A 16,822-nucleotide genomic window follows, 5' to 3' on the forward strand; every position below is an offset into this window, starting at 1 on the left:
AATCGCGGATAATGTGGGCTTTCGTTGACTCGCCTCATAGAGAGAAGCGCGATGGAATTTAGCACAAAAGCCCTGGACTGGGCCAAAGCTGGCGCCGTGGCTGCCAAGAGCGATTGCCTCGTGATCGGTCTGTTCGAGTCGCAGACCCTGGCTGGCGCCGCAAAGGCGCTGGACGTGGCCACCAAGGGCCTGGTGGGCCGCCTGATCAAGCTGGGCGACTTCGAAGGCAAGCGCGGCACATCCCTGCTGCTGCACGAAGTGGCCGGCGTGGGCGCCGCCCGCGTGTTGCTGGTTGGCCTCGGCAAGGAAGCCGACTTTACCGATCGCGCCTACGCCGAAGCCGTGCGCACCGCGCTGCGTGCGCTGGCGGGCACGAAAGCCACCAATGCGACGTGGACGCTCACCGAGCACACCGCACGTGACAAGGATGTCGCCTGGGCCGTGCTGACCGCCGTCACGCTCATTCGCGAAGCCAGCTACCGCTTCATCGAGCGCCACCCCGAACTCAAAAGCAAGCGCGATAAGAACAGCAATGGCGCCCCGAGCGGCCTGCGCAAGGTTGTGCTGACCGTGCAGGCGGCGGACGCCAAGGCTGCCGCCGTGGCTGCCGCGCGTGGCACGGCCATCGCCAACGGCATGGACCTGACGCGTGACCTGGGTAACCTGCCCTCCAACATCTGCACGCCGACGTACCTGGCCAACACCGCCCGCCAGATCGCCAAGGATTTCAAGCTCAAGGTCGAGGTGCTCGGCCGCAAGCAGATCGAAGCCCTCAAGATGGGCGCTTTCCTGGCCGTGACCAAGGGTAGCGAGGAGCCGCCGCAGTTCATCGTCCTGCGCTATGAGGGGGGACCATCCAAGCAGGCTCCGGTGGTGTTGGTGGGCAAGGGCATCACGTTCGATACGGGCGGCATCTCGCTCAAGCCAGGCGAAGGCATGGACGAGATGAAGTACGACATGTGCGGCGCCGCTTCAGTGCTCGGCACGCTGCGCGCCGTGGCCGAGATGGGCCTGAAGCAGAATGTGATTGCCGTGGTGCCGACCTGCGAGAACATGCCCAGCGGCATTGCCACCAAGCCGGGCGACGTGGTCACCAGCATGTCGGGCCAGACCATCGAGATCTTGAACACCGACGCCGAGGGCCGCCTGATCCTGTGCGACGCGCTCACTTACGTGGAGCGCTTCAAGCCGGCCGTGGTGATCGACGTGGCCACGCTCACGGGCGCCTGCATCATCGCGCTCGGTCACGTCAACACAGGCATGTATGCCCGCAGTGATGCGCTGGCCGATGCGCTGGTGGCGGCCGGGAAGCAGTCGCTTGATACCGCATGGCGCATGCCGCTCGATGAGGAGTACCAGGAGCAGCTCAAGTCCAATTTTGCCGATATGGGCAACATTGGCGGCCGGCCAGCCGGCAGCGTGACCGCGGCTTGCTTCCTGGCGCGCTTTACCGAGAAGTACGACTGGGCGCACCTGGACATCGCCGGCACCGCGTGGAAGAGCGGCGCGGTCAAGGGCGCCACCGGCCGCCCGGTCCCGCTGCTGACGCGCTTCCTGATGGACCGCACCTGATGCGCCTGCAGCGCTGCGCCGCATGACCCGCGTCGATTTCCACAGCAACGTGCCCGGCAAGCTGGCCTACGCCTGCCGGCTCGTCCGCAAGGCCTATGGTGCGGGCCAGAAGGTCATCGTGGTGGGGGATCGCGCCGCGCTGGAGTCATTCGACGCGCAGTTGTGGGCCTTCAGCCCGCTCGATTTCCTGCCGCACTGCGGTCTGCATCATCCGCTGGCCACGCAAACGCCCATCCTGCTGGCGGAGGCCTCCGAGCCACTGGACGACGCGCCGCATCACGACATCCTGGTCAACCTGTCGGTTGACCCGCCGCCACTGTTTGCACGCTTTGCCCGCCTGATCGAGATCGTCGGCGATGACGATGCCGATCGTGCTGCTGCACGCGACCGCTTCCGCTTCTACCGCGATCGCGGGTATCCGATCCAACATCATGACGCGGGGCGCGCATGACTGACGGCCGCAACGCTGGCTCCCAGGCAGACAACAATATTCCCGTGTTGACGGAAATCGTCGAACTGGACGAGGCCATACCGCTGGCGGCGCCCGCCGCGATGCCGCCGCCCACCGAGGCAGCCGAGGCGGTGCCCCCCACGCTGCGCGAACAGGGGTTGGCATCGACCTCTGCCATGCCGGCTGCGGGTACCGACGCAGCGCACGTGATGGGCGAGGTGATGTGGCGTTTTCAGTCCGAGTGGCCGGCGTTGATCGAAGCGCAATGCCGCGCGGCCCTGGAATCGCGCCTGTCCCTGCTGACCGAGCAACTTGCCGCCGATCTCACGCGCACGCTCGAGGGCCGTTTGATGGAGTGGCTCGGCGCCGCGCTGGAGGACGCCCTGGCAGCACGCCGCAACATGCCGCCGCGCTGAACACACCACCCCGACGCCGCCAACCAGCTCAGTGCATGGCCCGCGGGTGTGGCCCTCCGTCCACGCTTCAGGCGCGGTTCCGGCTGGGTGACATGATTACCGGCTATCATGCCGCGCACGACGGCGGGGTCATTGTGCGGGGAGCTTCCCTGACCGCCCACGCAGACTGCGGAGGAAAGCGCATTGCGCGGCGATGCAACTTGCAGCGGACCGGGCCGGTCTATGCAGGACGCGCCACGCCCGGTCGACGCGCGTCGAGGCCGCCGTCAGTTCGCACCAGATCACCAACTCTGATACCCCGGATTCATGCTCATCCATCCGCAATTCGATCCCGTCGCCCTGCATCTGGGGCCGCTCGCCATCCGCTGGTACGGCCTGATGTATCTGGCGGCGTTCATCATGTTCCTGTGGTTCGGCCGGCTGCGCACCCGCCAGGCGCATATAGCGGCAGAGGGGTGGAGCGGCCGTGACCTCGACGACATGCTGTTCTATGGCGTACTTGGCGTGATCCTCGGCGGGCGACTTGGTTATGTGCTGTTCTACAAGCCGGACTGGTACTTTGCCCATCCGCTCGACATCTTCAAGGTGTGGGAGGGCGGCATGGCTTTCCACGGCGGCTTTCTTGGCGTGGTGATCGCAATGATGGTCTACGGGCGCATGCGTGGACGCACGTGGATGCAGGTGACCGATTTCATTGCCCCGATGGTGCCGTGCGGGCTCGCCGCGGGCCGCCTGGGCAACTTCATCAACGGCGAGCTGTGGGGCCGCGTGTCGTCGCCCAACCTGCCATGGGCAATGATGTTTCCCCAGGCACAGGGCGAAGATCAGGCGTGGCTTGCGTCGCACGCTCAGCAGGCGTTGGCCAGCGGCGTCCAGGCAGTGTTCGACCAGTACCACATGCTGCCGCGCCATCCGTCGCAGATCTACCAGTTCCTCGGCGAAGGCGTGCTGTTCTTCATCCTGCTGTGGCTGTATGCGCGCAAGCCGCGGCCGATGGGCGCTGTGTCGGGTGCCTTCCTGCTCGGCTACGGCGTGTTTCGCTTCGCCGCCGAGTTTGCACGCGAGCCCGACAACTTTCTCGGTCTGTTGGCGATGAACCTGTCGATGGGACAGTGGCTGTCGCTGCCCATGATCCTGGCGGGCGTGTTGATGCTGGTGTGGGCCTATCGTCGCGCCGGACGCAACGGCAACGGAGCGAAGGCTCAGGCGCGCGCCTGAAGCCGCATCGACGCAAAGACGTCGACGCAAACAAGAAGCCACCGACTTCGGTGGCTTTTTTCGTGGCCGGTCAATCGCTCATTTCAGCATCTGCACCGCGCCGGAGACGGTCACCGTCACCTGCGCCTTGCCCCCTTCGATGGGCACCGGCGCCGAATCAAACGACGCGGGCGCGGCCGCCATGCGCATCATCGGGCGAGGCCCGGGGTTGCTGCTGCCCTCGCTGACGTGCACGTCGCGGATTGTGTAGCTCGTGTAGCCGAACAGCTTGGTGGTCGCCAGCGCCTTGTCTCGGAAGGTATTGACGGCCTGATCGATCAGTCTGGCCTCGGCTGCCGTGCGCGCCTCGCGCGAGAGCGTGAAATTGACGTTCTGCACCTGCATCTGGTTCGCCAGCTGACCCGCCAGCCTGGACGCTGCGGCGAAGTCCGTGGACGTGAGCCGCACCTCCGCACGACCACGCCAGACACTGATCTTGCCGTTGCGGTCGGTGTTGGGGTAGATGTTGAACCCGCCCGTCTCTGCCTGGACGCCGGCGGTTCGTTTGGCTTGGTTGATCACGTCGTCGGCCTTGCGCGAGAGCGCGGCGGAGATGGCGCCCGGGTCCGCGCCTTCCTGCTCGGCGCCCAGCGTGAGGGTGACCGTGTCGGTGGGCACCTCGGCCACGGCCTGCGCATCCAACGAAAGCACGCCCGAATGCGCCGACTCAGGCGCGGCCTGTGCGAAGGCCGTCGTCATCATTGCAGTTCCCAGAACCGTTGCAGCCAAGACAGATTTCATGGTGTTCTCCCAAAAAGCAAGGTGCTGCGTCTGACCGTTTCAAACGCGCATCGTTCAGCACGTTTGTCACGATCCGAGATCGTTGCAGGCCGTTCACTCGGGATCGCGCATCAATCGGCTGGTGATGTAGCGCCACTGAGCGGGCGTGACGGGCGTGATCGACAGGCGGTTGCCCCGCTGCAGGACAATCATGTCGGCAAGCTCTGCCTGGGCGCGTAGGGTGGGCAGATCGATGAGCGCGCACTTGCGCACGAACTTCACGTCGACAAGCATCCAGCGTGGCGCTTCGCGCTTGGATGCCGGGTCGTGGTAGTGGCTCTTGATGTCGAACTGCGTGGGGTCGGGGTAGCTGGTTGAGCAGACTTCCGCCAGTCCAGCGATGCCCGGTTGCGGACACGACGAGTGATAGAACAGGACGCCGTCGCCAACACGCATGCGATCGCGCATGAAGTTGCGTGCCTGATAGTTGCGCACGCCGGTCCAGGGCAGGGTGCCTTCGGCCTGCAGTGTGTCGATGCTGGCCTCATCGGGCTCAGACTTCATCAGCCAGTATTGGGCGGCCATGATGTGCGGCGTGCGGGAGGGATGGTGTGCGCAGCATAGCAACACCGCGGTGGCCTTGCCATTGCCGGTGCGTCAAACGGGGGTACAAAGAAAAAGGCGGTCGCACGCAATGTGCAACCGCCTTTGTTGGGTCCCCACCTCGGCCGCTAGGCCCGCCTCCTGAACCCAAGTACGGTTCAGAGTGGCTGCGGAAGCCGCATTTCGGGTACATCACCGGCGCAGGGAGCACACGACTTTCGTCGCATGCTGTGCACTGGAAGACGCGCGCGCCCACACGGCATGTCCCGCACCAAGCAATGCTTATCGGTTCAAGGAATTAATGACCTTGGCGAACCAGGCAGGGAAACTGTCAGACGCATCACAACGCGATGAGCATGATGATGCGTCTGAGAGATTCATCGCGAGCAACCGAACTCTGTCACATCGGTGCCGCTGAAGCCTTATGCTGCAAGGGTTTGCGGGTTGTTCCCGCTAGCCATTGGGAGACACTATACACCCGTTCGCATCCGAACCCAAGCCCGGATGCGATCCGGTTACAAAGACGTGATGTCGGGTCAATCGCCCGGTCAGATGGCCTCGCCATACTGACGCAGCGCCTCATCGGCGCGGGCATTCAGGTCGGCCAATTTGGCACGCATGGTGTCGATCGGCAGTGCGGCATCGGCGGCAGCCTGGCGCTGCATCGAAAGCAGATCCGACGCGATGCTGATGGCCGCCATGACGGCAATGCGCTCGATGCCCTTGGTGCTCGAGCCGTTTTTGATGCGCGTCATCTGGGTGTCGACCATCGCGGCAGCTTCACGCAGCGCGGCTTCGTTATCGGCCGAGACGGCAAACTTGTAGGCCTGCCCGGCGATGTTCACTTCAATCTGCTTACTGCTCATGCGGGGTCTCCGAGTGCGGGGCGGGAGCCGTCGTGTTGTCTGCGCCGGCACCCTGGCCGAGGAGGTCGAGCTGACGGGCGTCGGTGGCCGTGGGCAGCTTGTCGAGGATCGATTGGATGCGCAGTTGCGCTTCTTCGATCTTGGCGTTGAGCACGCTGCGATCGGCGACCATGGCATCGCGCTCGGTCCTGGAGGTCTCGGCTTCTGCGGTCAGCCGCTCGACTTCTGCGCGCAGGCGCTGGTTCTCGGCGGCAAGCGCATCAGCGTGACGCAGCACGCGCGCGAACTTGTCGGCAAGTTGTTCGAGTTCGTTCAGCATGGGGTGTCAATCAGGATCGAGTGGGGGGATTTTAGCCGATCGTTGCGGCTGCGCCTGTCCTCCATATGGATGCGCCGTGCAAGGCGGCGGCCAAGGCACAGCGATCCGGCGTGAAGTTCCGGCGTGAACAGGGCAGGTTTGGCGTTAAACTTCGCGGCGTCCTGGTGCCCGCAGCACCATCTGCAGTTAAACGGGAAGCAGGGAGCGCCCGCCCCAAGCGATGCGCCAACCTGCGCTGCCCCCGCAACGGTAAGCGAACGTCGCGTGTGTCTGCCATCTCTCGCAAGAAGAGGCGAACGCCGCGCGGTTTGTCCACACAGCCACTGTTCCTCCGGGAATGGGAAGGCGGACAGGCCGCTTCGCCAGCCCGGATACCGGCCAGGACGGTGGATCTCAGAGCCGATGTGCAACCCTGGAGGGAACCGCATCGAGATCCTGCTGCCAGCGACTCGCGGGGGAACGGGTCCGGCTGACGCTTCTTGTCTTATCAATATGAGCATGACTACAAAGCGGCCGCTCCGGATGCCCCGGACGGCCACGCGCGCGCTTGCGGGCACGCGATTGGGGGTGGTTGCAGCAGGTGTGGCAACTGCGATGGCGGGTGCGGCAGCGCCAGTCTGGGCACAAAGCGATGCGCAAGCGCCGGGTGCTTCGTTGGGTGAACTGAACCCGACGGTGGTGACCGCCTCGCGCGGCGAGCAGCCGCTGTCGGATGCGTTGCCCCACACCACGGTGATCTCGCGCGCCGACATCGAGCGCTCGCAGGCGCCGGATGCCGTGACGCTGCTGCGCCGCGAAGCCGGCATCGAGATCGCGCAGAGCGGTGGCCCCGGCTCCTCCGCCAGCATCTTCATGCGTGGCGCCAGTTCCAACCAGACGCTGATTCTGATTGACGGTGTGCGCGTGAGTTCCGGAACCACGGGGAGCGCCCAGATCGACCAGTTGATGGCCGATCAGATCGATCACATCGAGATCGTGCGCGGAAACGTCTCCGCGCTGTACGGCTCGGACGCGATTGGCGGCGTGGTGCAGATCTTTACGCGCAGCGGCAAGGGACATCCGCCGCTGGCCAATGCGGAAATCGAGTACGGCGCGCGCAATACCAGGCGGGCGCAGGCGGGCATCGGCGGCTCGCTGGGCGAGCGGGGCGATACGTCGTTCGCGCTGTCGGTGTCGGAGTTCAAGACGAATGGCTTCTCCTCCATCAACCCGTTGCAGGCGCCGAACGCCAACCCGAATGACAACTACTACACGAACAAGAGCGTGTCGGCACAGTTGTCGCATCGGTTCTCGGCAGACTGGCAGGCCGGGCTGACCTACCTCCAGACCTGGGGCGATGTCAGCTACGACAGCGCCTTCGGCCAGCCTACCGACATCAACGTCGCGCACAACGTGGTGCGCTCGATGTCGGCCTATGTGGACGGCAAGGTCACTCAGGACTGGAAGACGCGCGTGACGCTGTCCCAGGGCGACGATCGAAGCCTGAACTTCACCAATGGCGCGCTGCAGGCCCCGGCCCGCTTCAACACGCGTAATCAGCAGGCAAGCTGGCAGAACGATTGGGCCTTCATGCCCGACCAGTTGCTCAAGGTAGGTCTCGAGCACCTGCAGACCAGCATCGACAGCGATGCCTACGACGTGCCGACGCGCTATGTCGACTCGGGCTACATCGGTTACGAGGGCAAGTTCGGCCCCCACCAGCTGCAGTTGAACGTGCGGCGCGACCGCTACTCGGATTTTGGCGGCGCCAACAGCTACTATGCCGGCTACGGTTTTGCCTTCAACCCGCAGTGGAAGGCCGTGGCGAGCGTGAGCAACGCGTTCCGTGCGCCGAGCTTCAATGAGTTGTACTACCCGTTCTTTGGCACCCCCAACCTGCAGCCGGAAAAGGCGCGCTCGGTGGAGGGCGGCGTGGAGTACACCAGCGCGATCGGCCTCGTGCGCATGACGGTGTTCGAGACCGATTACAGCAACCTCATCACGGCAGTCTGCGACGCCAATTTCAATTGCTCCGCAGCCAACGTGAACCGCGCGCGCGTGAACGGACTCGAGACGTCGTATCGGGGTTCGATCTATGGCGTTGACCTGCGTGCCAGCTTTACCATGCAGAACCCGCAGGATCTGTCGGCCAACCAGTTGCTGTCCCGCCGTGCGCGGCACTTCGGCAGCGTGTCGGCCTACAAGACCTTCGGGCCCTTCTCGGCTGGCGTGGAGTGGAACGCAGCGGGTGACCGGCAGGATTCGACCAGGTCGCTCGCCGGCTATGGGCTGCTGAACCTGGTCGGGCGCTACCAGATCACGCGTGACTGGGCGTTGTCGGCCCGCGTCGAGAACGTGACGAACAAGAACTACCAGTTGATCTATCCGTACAACACGGCATCGCGCGGGGTGTTCTTCACGCTGTCGTGGCAACAGCACGAGCCGAAACGATGATCCCTGCACTGCCCGCACGCGGATACGCCTGGCGACTCTGGTCGCTGTTGGCATTCGCGTGCGTGGCGGTGCTGGTGGCTTCGTTGATGCTGGGCAGTGTCAGGCTGTCGCCCGCCGAAGTCTGGGGGGCCTTGATGGGCGGTGGCGACGGCCTGGCGGCTGGCATCGTCACCGAGCTGCGTCTGCCTCGTGCGGGCGCGGCGTTTGCTGCCGGCGGCCTGCTAGCCTTTGCCGGCGCATTGATGCAGATGCTGCTGCGCAATCCGCTGGCCGATCCGTATGTGTTGGGTGTTTCAGGCGGCGGTGCGGTGGCGGCGCTCACGGCGATGCTGCTGTCGCTGCCGTGGTGGGCGGTACAGACGAGCGCCGGCGCTGGCGCGCTTCTGTCGATGACGCTGGTGGCCGCGCTGGCGAGACAGCATCTGTGGCGGGGTGAACCCGGCGAAGCCAACGCCCGTCTGCTGCTTGGCGGTGTGGTCATGGCCTCCGGCTGGGGAGGACTGATTACGCTGATTCTCACGGTTGCGCCCGAGGGCCAGCTGCGCGGCATGATCTTCTGGATGGTGGGCGACCTCGGAGGAGCCGACCGCTACATTGGAGCGCTCATCGCGCTTGTGGTGGCGGTGGCGGTGGTCCTGCCGTATGCACGCGATCTGAACGTGCTGCTGGCAGGAGAGACCCGTGCCCGTGCGCTGGGCGTGCCCGTGGCGCGTGTGCGCGCGCTCATCTACGTGGTGGCTTCGCTGTGCACGGCGGTGGCGGTCACGATTGCCGGCTCCGTTGCGTTCGTCGGCTTGCTGGTGCCGCATATGGTGCGTCTGGCGTGGACACGCGACGTGCGCATCCACCTGCCCGCCACGGCGATGGCAGGTGGCGGCCTGCTGATGCTGGCTGATCTCATCGCCCGCACGGTGATCGCCCCGATGCAGCTGCCCGTGGGCGTGATCACCACCCTGCTCGGCGTGCCGACGTTTCTTTACCTGCTGATGCGGAGCCCGCGATGAGCTGGTTGCGACGCAGTTCCCCATCGGCTGCATTCGCTCGCATCGATGCCGCGCCCGAACTCGTGCTGCGCGATCTGCGCGTGACCGTTGGCGGACGCGTGCTGGTGGAGCGGCTCTCGATGACGGCCACGGCGGGACAGCTCTGGTGCGTGGTTGGTCCGAACGGCGCCGGCAAGTCGACGTGGCTTTCCGTGTTGGCGGGGTTGCGTGCGGCCGACGGCGGCAGCATCACGCTCGACGGTTTGCCGCTCGCCGCATGGCCGGCCGCAGCCATGGCGCGGCGCCGTGCGTTTCTGCCGCAGACGTTGCACGACACCTTCCCGATGTCCGTGTACGACGCGGTGATGACGGGCCGCCACCCGCACCTCGCGCGCTGGGAGTGGGAGGGCGATGCCGACGCGCGGGCCGTCGATGCCGCCATGGCATCGCTCGCGCTGCAGCCGCTTGCGCAGCGCGACGTGCGTACGCTCTCCGGCGGGGAGCGCCAGCGCGTCGCGATGGCTGCGGTGCTGGCGCAAGAGGCGCACGTGCTGATGCTCGACGAACCTGTCGCCCACCTCGACCTGCATCAGCAGATTGCCGTGCTGCGCCTGCTGCGCGCAGGCTGCCGCCAGCAGGGCTGGCTGGTCGTGCTGACCGTGCACGACCTGAACCTGGCGCGCCGGTTTGCCACGCACGCGCTGCTGATGGATGGCGAGGGTCACACCCGTGCAGGCGCAGCCGCAGAGGTCCTAACGCCCGAACACTGCGCCCGCGCGCTGCGCACGCCCATTGCCGAGGTGGTCGATGGCCGCCGCACGGCCCTGATTCCGGATGACCCGAATGACGATGTCTGAAGACCATGGCGTCGATGCCGGCCTCGACGCGCGCCACCGCGCCCGCATGCAGCGCAAGAAGGCCATGGTGGACGCCAAGATCGCGGCTGCCACCGATGTACGGGGGGTGTTGCTTGTCAACACCGGCAACGGCAAGGGCAAATCCAGTTCCGGCTTTGGCATGGTGATCCGCGCGATGGGCCACGACATGCAGGTCGGTGTGGTGCAGTTCATCAAGGGCGCGATCCCGACCGGCGAAGAGCGCTTCCTGCGCCGTTTTTCCGGGCAATGCCGCTTCCACGTGATGGGCGAGGGCTACACCTGGGAGACGCAAGACCGCACGCGCGACATCGAAAAGGCTCAAGCCGCGTGGGCGTGCGCACAAGCGCTGTTGCGCGATCCGTCCATCGGGCTCGTGCTGCTCGATGAACTGAACATCGCGCTCAAATACCATTACCTGGATGTGCACACAGTGCTGGCCGACCTGCGAGCGCGGCCGGCTGCGCAGCACGTCGTCATCACTGGCCGTGGCGCGCCACCCGAATTGATCGAAGCAGCCGATACCGTGACCGACATGACACTCGTCAAGCACGCGTTTTCCCAGGGCATCCAGGCGCAGCCGGGTGTCGAACTCTGATGAACAGATCGACGATGCAGATTCCTCCTTTTGATGATGCGCTGCGCGCGCGCCTGCAGGCTGCCGTGGACAGCAAGACCAAGCCGCTGGGTGCGCTGGGCCGGCTTGAATCGCTCGCGGTACAGATCAGCCTGATCCAGGACACGGAGATACCCGTGCTGGGGCGTCCCGCCATGCTGGTGTTCGCCGCGGACCACGGAATCGCGCACGCGGGGGTGAGCGCCTATCCGCAGGCGGTGACGGCGCAGATGGTGCTGAACTTCATTGCTGGCGGGGCCGCTATCAATGTGTTCTGCCGCCAGCACGGTTTTGCGTTGGAGGTGGTGAACGCGGGGGTGGCCAATCCGCTGTGGGCCGCAGCCACACCCGGCTTGGTGGATTCACCAGTCGGCCCCGGCACGCACAATTTTGCAGAGCAGCCCGCCATGTCCGCCGGCGAGCGGGACCGCGCCATGGCGCTCGGCGCACAACGCGTGGCGCACCATGCGGCGCTGGGTACGAATGTGATCGCGCTCGGCGAAATGGGCATCGCCAACACGGCTTCTGCGGCGTGCCTGATGGCGCGGCTGTGCGATCTGCCGGTGGCGCAGTGCGTCGGTCGTGGCACGGGGCTGGACGATGAAGGCGTGGCGCACAAGCGCGCGGTGCTGGAAGCCGCGCTCGCCAAGCATGCCGATGTGCGTGAGCCGCTGAATGTGCTCGCATGCTTTGGCGGTTTCGAAGTCGCGGCAATGGTCGGCGCGGTGATCGAAGCGGCGCAGCGGCGCATGGTCGTCCTCGTCGACGGCTTTATCGCCACGGCCGCCGTGCTGGTGGCCGTGCGCCTGGTGCCCGATGTGCTGCGCTATTGCGTGTTCGGGCATGTGTCGGACGAGCGAGGCCATCGCGCGCTGCTGGAGGTGCTCGACGCCCGCCCGCTGCTGTCGCTGTCGCTGCGCCTGGGCGAGGGCAGCGGTGCGGTGCTGGCGTATCCGCTCGTTGTGTCCGCCGTGGCCTTCCTGCGCGAGATGGCGACCTTCGCCAGCGCCGGCGTGAGCGAGCGCTCGGACGCATGAACGTGCTGCGCGACCACTGGCAGGCGCTGTGGACGGCGGTGGGGTATTTCACCCGCATTCCCGTGCCGGCGTCCGTCGGGTTCTCGCAAGCCGGCCTGAACCGTGCGGCGCGCTACTTTCCGCTGGTCGGCTGGCTGGTGGGGGCCGTGGCGGCTGCGGTGTACTGGCTGGTGTCGCGCACCGTGCCGGTGCCGGGGGTTGCGGTGGCCGCATCGATGGTCGCGACCCTGCTGCTCACGGGCGCCTTCCACGAAGATGGCCTGGCCGACTGTGCCGATGGGTTTGGCGGCGGCTGCACGCCGGAAGATCGGCTGCGTATCATGCACGACTCCCGTATCGGCGCCTTCGGTGCGATTGCCGTGTGCATGGCGCTGCTGTTGAAGTGGCAGTTGCTGACGGCGTTGGCATCACACCCCGGCGTTGTGATGGCGTCCATGGTGGCAGCACATGCAGCGAGCCGCGCGGCTGCGGTCAGCTACCTGCTCACGCACGACTATGTACGGGCTGAGGGCAAGGCAAAGCCCGTGGCGCAGCGCATGCGCTGGGGCGACGCCGCGTGGACGGTGGTGTTCGGCGTCGCACCGCTGCTGTGGTTGGGGCCGGCGTGTGCGGTGCTGGTTGTGATCGGACTGATAACGGCACGCTGGATTCTGGGCGGTTACTTTCTCAGGCGCATCGGCGGCATCACGGGCGACTGTCTGGGGATGGCACAGCAGCTCTTTGAATTGCTGACCTTGTGGGGGGTGCTGGCATGGATTTCATCCTGATTCGCCACGCGCGGCCGGCCATGACGGCAGGCCTTTGTTACGGCCGCACAGACCTTGCGCTGGAAGACCCGATCGATCCGCATCCTTCGACGATCGTCGACAAGCTCTCAGCCCACATGCCGCAGCGCTTCCTGGCGAGCCCCTTGCAGCGCAGCCGCCAGACGGCCGAGGCGATCACCCGGGTCGCTGACGTGCCTTCCATTGAAATCGACGCGCAGTTGATGGAGCTCGATTTCGGCGCATGGGAAGGCTGCCGGTGGGACGCCCTGCCACGCCATCAGGTTGACCGCTGGGCGCGCGACCTCGTGCACGGCAATCCGCACGGCGGCGAGTCTGCAGCCGATCTGCTGGCAAGGGTGACGACGTGGGCCGACGCCATGGCGGCGACGCCCGCGTCGTGTGTCTGGGCTGTCACCCATGCGGGCTGCATGCGCGCTTTGGCCGCGCACTGGTTGCAGCGCCCGCTTGCCGAGACACTGCAGTGGCCGCTCCAATGGGGCGGCGCCTGCGGCTTTCGCGTGCAACCCGATGCGCCGGGCTCGCTGCCAGTGCTGCTGTTCTGGAACCGTTGAGCCTTCGAGCCGCAGTGGCCGCGTGATTCACGCCGCCATCGCACGGCGCTTGGCCGAGGTTTCCAAACGACGTTACCTGCCGACAGTGACGTGCGCCCCCTGGCGCCGCATGCGCGCCTGCTCGAGGTCTTCGCACAACAGGGTGGCGGCATCCACGAGGCGCGGCCCGAACCGGTTGATCAGGTCGCCATTGATGCTGAACAGATTGCCGCGCTGTACGGCCAGCATATGCGGCCAGCGCTTCCAGCCGTCCAGCGTATCGATCGGACGATTGCCCTGGGTGGCACCCAGGCTGGCGGTCAGCAGCACCTCCGGGTTGGCCGCGATGACGGCCTCCGCGGTCACGGTCGGCACCAGAAGCGGCTCGTTGGCAAACACATTGCGGCCGCCACACAGGGCCAGCATGTCGGAAAAGATGTGTTGGCCGTTGAGCGTCATCAGAGGCTGATCCCACACCTGGTAGAACACCGTGACAGGCGGTCGGCCCGCATAGCGATGGCGTAGCGCGTCGACACGCTCGCGGAACTGCTTGGCGGCGTCGTGGGCGCTGGCGCGCGTGTCAAGCAGTGTGCCAAGCGCTTCGATGGAGCGCGGGATGTCGCTCATCCGATGCGGCTCGGAGAAAAACAGCGGAATGCCCAATGCATGCAGCCGGTCGATCTGCTTCTGAGCGTTGCCATGGCGCCAGACCACCACCAGATCGGGTTTGAGCGCGGCGATGCGTTCCAGGTCCAGCGAGCGGTTGTCGCCCACGTGCGGAATGTCGCGCGCGGGCAGGGGATAGTCGCTGTACTCCACCGTCCCGACGATACGCGCGCCACCGCCCGCTGCAAACAGCAACTCGGTCGCATGGGGGGCGAGGCTGACGATGCGCTGGGCGGGGCGCTGCAGCGTGACAGTGGCGCCCGAGTCATCGGTGACGGAGATGGCAGCGAGCGCCGGCACTGCGGCAACCGTCAGGACGGCAACGCCGAATGCCAACACGGATCGCACGAGACGGGGTAAGCGGACGTTCATCGGCAGGTCAGACGGAAGTCAAATGCCATCGTAACGCGTCCGGCGCCGACGGCCATGGACGTGCCTGTGGGCGCCAGCAGCGGAGTGCGCCGGCGGTGTGGCCGAGCAGCGCATTGCTGATCGCCGTTTGCCTGGCGGGAATCCAGTTCAGCACGTCGTCGATGCGGGCGGGGGCCCTTTCACCACCATCGGAATGCCGGCCACCAGCAAGTGCACGTTGTCCGCCAGCGCGGCGAGGCGTTGGTTCAGGCGGCCGAGCTCATCCACGTAGAACCGCGTGACGGCGCCCATCGGGACCACGCCCAGACCGATCTCGTTGCTCACCAGGATGACCTCGCCCGGCAACAATGGCAGTGCCGTGAGGAGCGCGTCGATTTCGGCCGTCCACGCTTGCGGGGGCGTCACCAGGCCGGTGTCGGGGTATTCATGGTGCTCGGCGAAGAGCAGGTTGTTGAGCCACAGCGTGATGCAATCGACCAGCACGCAGCCACCGTGCTGCGCATGCGCGTAGAGCGCTTCGGCCAGCTGCGTGGGCTCCTCGGCCAGCGCCCAGTTGCCGGGCCGTCGCGCGCGGTGCAGCGCGACGCGCAATTGCATCTCTTCGTCCTCCTCGCGCGCGGTCGCGATGTACGTGACCGGTCCGGCGCATTGCAGCGCGAGCTGTTCGGCGTGATGGCTTTTGCCGGAGCGGGCACCACCGAGGACGAGTGTGAGGCGACGGGACATACTCGCATTCTAGCGAGGCAGGCCAGGGTGCGGGTGCGATAATCCGCGCATGTCAAAGCCCTCTCTTCTTGCGCGGCCGGACGTGCCCCGGGGCACGCTGATGATCCAAGGCACGACGTCCGACGCGGGCAAGAGCACGCTGGTGGCCGGCCTGTGCCGCGTGGCACATCGTGCCGGTGCGCGCGTGGCGCCGTTCAAGCCTCAGAACATGGCGCTCAACAGCGCCGTGACCGCCGACGGCGGCGAGATCGGCCGCGCCCAGGCACTACAGGCGCAGGCGGCGGGCATCGCTCCCACCGTCGACATGAATCCGGTGCTGCTCAAGCCCAACAGCGATACCGGCGCGCAGATCATCATCCACGGCCAGCCGCGCTGTGACCTCGACGCTCGCGCATATCACGACTACAAGCCGACGGCCATGGCGGCGGTGCTCGAATCGCATGCCCGCTTGCGGGCCCAATACGACCTCGTGGTGGCGGAAGGCGCCGGCAGTCCTGCCGAGATCAACCTGCGCGACCGCGACATCGCCAACATGGGCTTTGCCGAGGCGGTCGATTGCCCGGTCGTGCTGATTGCCGATATCGACCGTGGCGGGGTGTTCGCGCATCTGGTGGGTACGCTGGCCTGTCTGTCCGAGCGTGAACGCGCGCGCGTGGCCGGCTTCGTCATCAACCGTTTTCGCGGCGACATGTCGCTGCTCGTGCCGGGGCTCGATTGGCTGGCAGCACAGACGGGCAAGCCGGTCTTCGGCGTGTTGCCGTATCTGCATGGCCTGCATCTGGATGCGGAAGATGCCGTGCAGACGGCGCAGCGGGCGGCGAAATCAGACGCCTTGCGCGTGGTGATTCCGGTGCTGCCGCGCGTATCGAATCACACCGATTTCGACGCGTTGCGCGCGCACCCGCAGGTGGACGTCCACCTGGTCGGCCCGGGCCAGCCTGTGCCCCCGGCCGACCTCATCATCCTGCCCGGCAGCAAGAGCGTGCAGGCCGACCTCGCGTGGCTGCGCGCCAACGGCTGGGAACCCGTCATCGCGCGGCACCTGCGCTACGGCGGCAAGCTGCTTGGCATCTGCGGGGGCATGCAGATGCTGGGCCGCCGCTTGCACGACCCGCAGGGCCTGGAAGGCGCAGCCGGCAGCGTCGACGGCCTCGGCTATCTCGACTTCGAGACCACGCTGCAATCAGCCAAGCAGTTGCGTCAGGTGCGCGGTACGCTCGTCGAAGGCGGGGCAGCCGTCAGCGGCTACGAAATCCATATGGGTGTGACGCAGGGCCCAGCGCTGGCGCGCGCAGCCGTGCAGCTCGACGATGGCCGTGTGGACGGCGCCATGTCAGCCGACGGGCAGATCCTGGCCACCTATCTGCACGGCCTGTTCGACGCACCGCAAGCGTGCCGGGCGCTGCTCGCCTGGGCGGGTGTGCGCGACGCGCAGGCGCAGGACTATGCCGCCTTGCGCGAGGCGGCGCTGGAACGCCTGGCCGACACGTGCGAGGCGCATCTGGACCTGCCGGCACTCTTCGCTGCGCTGCCACGTGCGGGCTGAGCCATAATTGCCGATACGCAGATCCGCCGGGTGATTGATTCGGCAC

18 protein-coding genes, 1 other RNA gene, 1 pseudogene and 1 riboswitch are annotated in these 16,822 nt (G+C 66.2%); of the genes and pseudogenes, 12 read left to right on the forward strand and 8 right to left on the reverse strand.

The features are described 5' to 3' along the window. Positions 1-51: 51 nt before the first annotated feature. From R2N03_RS01800 to lgt, 4 genes are all read left to right on the forward strand, one after another. Complete coding sequence (locus R2N03_RS01800) at positions 52-1,572, forward strand: leucyl aminopeptidase (protein WP_316654529.1); 1,521 nt, start codon at positions 52-54, stop codon at positions 1,570-1,572. A gap of 22 nt (positions 1,573-1,594) precedes the next feature. Next, positions 1,595-2,023, forward strand: coding sequence for a DNA polymerase III subunit chi (locus R2N03_RS01805; protein WP_316654532.1), 429 nt, complete (start codon positions 1,595-1,597; stop codon positions 2,021-2,023). Next, on the forward strand, positions 2,020-2,439 hold the full coding sequence (locus R2N03_RS01810) for a DUF2486 family protein (protein WP_316654535.1): 420 nt from the start codon (positions 2,020-2,022) through the stop codon (positions 2,437-2,439). Before R2N03_RS01805 ends, R2N03_RS01810 begins: the two co-directional genes overlap by 4 nt. 306 nt (positions 2,440-2,745) lie before the next feature. Continuing rightward, entirely contained in the window at positions 2,746-3,657 is a 912-nt protein-coding gene (gene lgt / locus R2N03_RS01815; RefSeq protein WP_316654537.1) for a prolipoprotein diacylglyceryl transferase, read from the forward strand. Positions 3,658-3,735: 78 nt separating this feature from the next. Here the strand turns inward: lgt and R2N03_RS01820 are convergent, their stop codons facing one another. The 5 genes from R2N03_RS01820 to R2N03_RS01835 all read right to left on the reverse strand — a co-directional run bounded on the left by R2N03_RS01820 (position 3,736) and on the right by R2N03_RS01835 (position 6,204). Further along, positions 3,736-4,437: an SIMPL domain-containing protein gene (locus R2N03_RS01820; RefSeq protein ID WP_316654541.1), complete on the reverse strand. Its 702-nt coding sequence runs from the start codon at positions 4,435-4,437 to the stop codon at positions 3,736-3,738. A 93-nt stretch (positions 4,438-4,530) separates the two neighbouring features. Continuing rightward, a complete protein-coding gene (locus R2N03_RS01825) occupies positions 4,531-5,001 on the reverse strand; it encodes an EVE domain-containing protein (protein WP_316654544.1) in 471 nt (156 codons plus the stop codon). 127 nt (positions 5,002-5,128) lie between these two features. Then, a non-coding RNA gene (gene ssrS / locus R2N03_RS21000) (6S RNA) lies at positions 5,129-5,348 on the reverse strand. Between the two features lie 219 nt (positions 5,349-5,567). Continuing rightward, complete coding sequence (locus R2N03_RS01830) at positions 5,568-5,885, reverse strand: cell division protein ZapA (RefSeq protein WP_316654545.1); 318 nt, start codon at positions 5,883-5,885, stop codon at positions 5,568-5,570. After that, complete coding sequence (locus tag R2N03_RS01835; protein ID WP_316654548.1) at positions 5,875-6,204, reverse strand: hypothetical protein; 330 nt, start codon at positions 6,202-6,204, stop codon at positions 5,875-5,877. Before R2N03_RS01835 ends, R2N03_RS01830 begins: the two co-directional genes overlap by 11 nt. 145 nt (positions 6,205-6,349) lie before the next feature. After that, positions 6,350-6,601: riboswitch (cobalamin riboswitch) on the forward strand. 197 nt (positions 6,602-6,798) lie between these two features. On the opposite strand from R2N03_RS01835, the gene R2N03_RS01840 reads away from it, so the two are divergent. Genes R2N03_RS01840 through cobC form a run of 7 tightly spaced genes read left to right on the forward strand, consistent with a single transcriptional unit; the run spans position 6,799 to position 13,487 of the window. Continuing rightward, positions 6,799-8,637 (forward strand): TonB-dependent receptor plug domain-containing protein, encoded by a 1,839-nt coding sequence (locus R2N03_RS01840; RefSeq protein WP_316656494.1) that lies wholly within the window; start codon positions 6,799-6,801, stop codon positions 8,635-8,637. Next, the gene (locus R2N03_RS01845; protein WP_316654549.1) at positions 8,634-9,641 is read left to right on the forward strand and encodes a FecCD family ABC transporter permease; all 1,008 of its coding nucleotides are present in this window, start codon (positions 8,634-8,636) and stop codon (positions 9,639-9,641) included. Before R2N03_RS01840 ends, R2N03_RS01845 begins: the two co-directional genes overlap by 4 nt. After that, entirely contained in the window at positions 9,638-10,477 is an 840-nt protein-coding gene (locus R2N03_RS01850; protein ID WP_316654551.1) for an ABC transporter ATP-binding protein, read from the forward strand. Before R2N03_RS01845 ends, R2N03_RS01850 begins: the two co-directional genes overlap by 4 nt. Next, on the forward strand, positions 10,455-11,093 hold the full coding sequence (gene cobO / locus R2N03_RS01855) for a cob(I)yrinic acid a,c-diamide adenosyltransferase (protein ID WP_316654553.1): 639 nt from the start codon (positions 10,455-10,457) through the stop codon (positions 11,091-11,093). Before R2N03_RS01850 ends, cobO begins: the two co-directional genes overlap by 23 nt. Further along, a complete protein-coding gene (gene cobT / locus R2N03_RS01860; RefSeq protein ID WP_316654555.1) occupies positions 11,093-12,148 on the forward strand; it encodes a nicotinate-nucleotide--dimethylbenzimidazole phosphoribosyltransferase in 1,056 nt (351 codons plus the stop codon). The genes cobO and cobT overlap by 1 nt, the downstream gene beginning before the upstream one ends. Continuing rightward, entirely contained in the window at positions 12,145-12,915 is a 771-nt protein-coding gene (locus R2N03_RS01865; protein ID WP_316654557.1) for an adenosylcobinamide-GDP ribazoletransferase, read from the forward strand. Before cobT ends, R2N03_RS01865 begins: the two co-directional genes overlap by 4 nt. Then, positions 12,900-13,487, forward strand: a complete 588-nt coding sequence (gene cobC / locus R2N03_RS01870; protein WP_316654559.1) for an alpha-ribazole phosphatase — start codon at positions 12,900-12,902, stop codon at positions 13,485-13,487. The genes R2N03_RS01865 and cobC overlap by 16 nt, the downstream gene beginning before the upstream one ends. 72 nt (positions 13,488-13,559) lie before the next feature. On the opposite strand, the gene R2N03_RS01875 is transcribed toward cobC, so the two are convergent. The 3 genes and pseudogenes from R2N03_RS01875 to cobU form a co-directional block, all read right to left on the reverse strand. Next, positions 13,560-14,504: a cobalamin-binding protein gene (locus R2N03_RS01875; RefSeq protein WP_316654561.1), complete on the reverse strand. Its 945-nt coding sequence runs from the start codon at positions 14,502-14,504 to the stop codon at positions 13,560-13,562. Positions 14,505-14,538: 34 nt separating this feature from the next. Next, positions 14,539-14,679: pseudogene (locus R2N03_RS01880) on the reverse strand (cobalamin biosynthesis protein); the annotation flags it as partial. Next, on the reverse strand, positions 14,652-15,230 hold the full coding sequence (gene cobU, locus R2N03_RS01885) for a bifunctional adenosylcobinamide kinase/adenosylcobinamide-phosphate guanylyltransferase (protein ID WP_316654563.1): 579 nt from the start codon (positions 15,228-15,230) through the stop codon (positions 14,652-14,654). The gene cobU and the pseudogene R2N03_RS01880, both read right to left, overlap by 28 nt. A gap of 49 nt (positions 15,231-15,279) precedes the next feature. On the opposite strand from cobU, the gene R2N03_RS01890 reads away from it, so the two are divergent. Beyond that, entirely contained in the window at positions 15,280-16,776 is a 1,497-nt protein-coding gene (locus R2N03_RS01890; protein ID WP_316654565.1) for a cobyric acid synthase, read from the forward strand. The last annotated feature ends 46 nt before the right edge of the window (positions 16,777-16,822 follow it).

The sequence above is a fragment of the Ralstonia condita genome, from assembly GCF_958405655.1.
Lineage (GTDB): Bacteria > Pseudomonadota > Gammaproteobacteria > Burkholderiales > Burkholderiaceae > Ralstonia > Ralstonia condita.

Excerpts from the sequence above, each read along its gene's own strand:
- R2N03_RS01845 (WP_316654549.1), top strand. The coding sequence starts at position 8,634 with ATGATCCCTGCACTGCCCGCACGCGGATACGCCTGGCGACTCTGGTCG.
- R2N03_RS01840 (WP_316656494.1), top strand. The coding sequence starts at position 6,799 with ATGGCGGGTGCGGCAGCGCCAGTCTGGGCACAAAGCGATGCGCAAGCG.
- R2N03_RS01825 (WP_316654544.1), bottom strand. The coding sequence starts at position 5,001 with ATGGCCGCCCAATACTGGCTGATGAAGTCTGAGCCCGATGAGGCCAGC.
- R2N03_RS01850 (WP_316654551.1), top strand. The coding sequence starts at position 9,638 with ATGAGCTGGTTGCGACGCAGTTCCCCATCGGCTGCATTCGCTCGCATC.
- R2N03_RS01830 (WP_316654545.1), bottom strand. The coding sequence starts at position 5,885 with ATGAGCAGTAAGCAGATTGAAGTGAACATCGCCGGGCAGGCCTACAAG.
- cobU (WP_316654563.1), bottom strand. The coding sequence starts at position 15,230 with ATGTCCCGTCGCCTCACACTCGTCCTCGGTGGTGCCCGCTCCGGCAAA.
- R2N03_RS01800 (WP_316654529.1), top strand. The coding sequence starts at position 52 with ATGGAATTTAGCACAAAAGCCCTGGACTGGGCCAAAGCTGGCGCCGTG.
- cobO (WP_316654553.1), top strand. The coding sequence starts at position 10,455 with ATGACCCGAATGACGATGTCTGAAGACCATGGCGTCGATGCCGGCCTC.
- R2N03_RS01875 (WP_316654561.1), bottom strand. The coding sequence starts at position 14,504 with ATGAACGTCCGCTTACCCCGTCTCGTGCGATCCGTGTTGGCATTCGGC.
- R2N03_RS01810 (WP_316654535.1), top strand. The coding sequence starts at position 2,020 with ATGACTGACGGCCGCAACGCTGGCTCCCAGGCAGACAACAATATTCCC.
- lgt (WP_316654537.1), top strand. The coding sequence starts at position 2,746 with ATGCTCATCCATCCGCAATTCGATCCCGTCGCCCTGCATCTGGGGCCG.
- R2N03_RS01805 (WP_316654532.1), top strand. The coding sequence starts at position 1,595 with ATGACCCGCGTCGATTTCCACAGCAACGTGCCCGGCAAGCTGGCCTAC.
- R2N03_RS01890 (WP_316654565.1), top strand. The coding sequence starts at position 15,280 with ATGTCAAAGCCCTCTCTTCTTGCGCGGCCGGACGTGCCCCGGGGCACG.
- cobT (WP_316654555.1), top strand. The coding sequence starts at position 11,093 with ATGAACAGATCGACGATGCAGATTCCTCCTTTTGATGATGCGCTGCGC.
- R2N03_RS01835 (WP_316654548.1), bottom strand. The coding sequence starts at position 6,204 with ATGCTGAACGAACTCGAACAACTTGCCGACAAGTTCGCGCGCGTGCTG.
- R2N03_RS01865 (WP_316654557.1), top strand. The coding sequence starts at position 12,145 with ATGAACGTGCTGCGCGACCACTGGCAGGCGCTGTGGACGGCGGTGGGG.
- R2N03_RS01820 (WP_316654541.1), bottom strand. The coding sequence starts at position 4,437 with ATGAAATCTGTCTTGGCTGCAACGGTTCTGGGAACTGCAATGATGACG.
- cobC (WP_316654559.1), top strand. The coding sequence starts at position 12,900 with ATGGATTTCATCCTGATTCGCCACGCGCGGCCGGCCATGACGGCAGGC.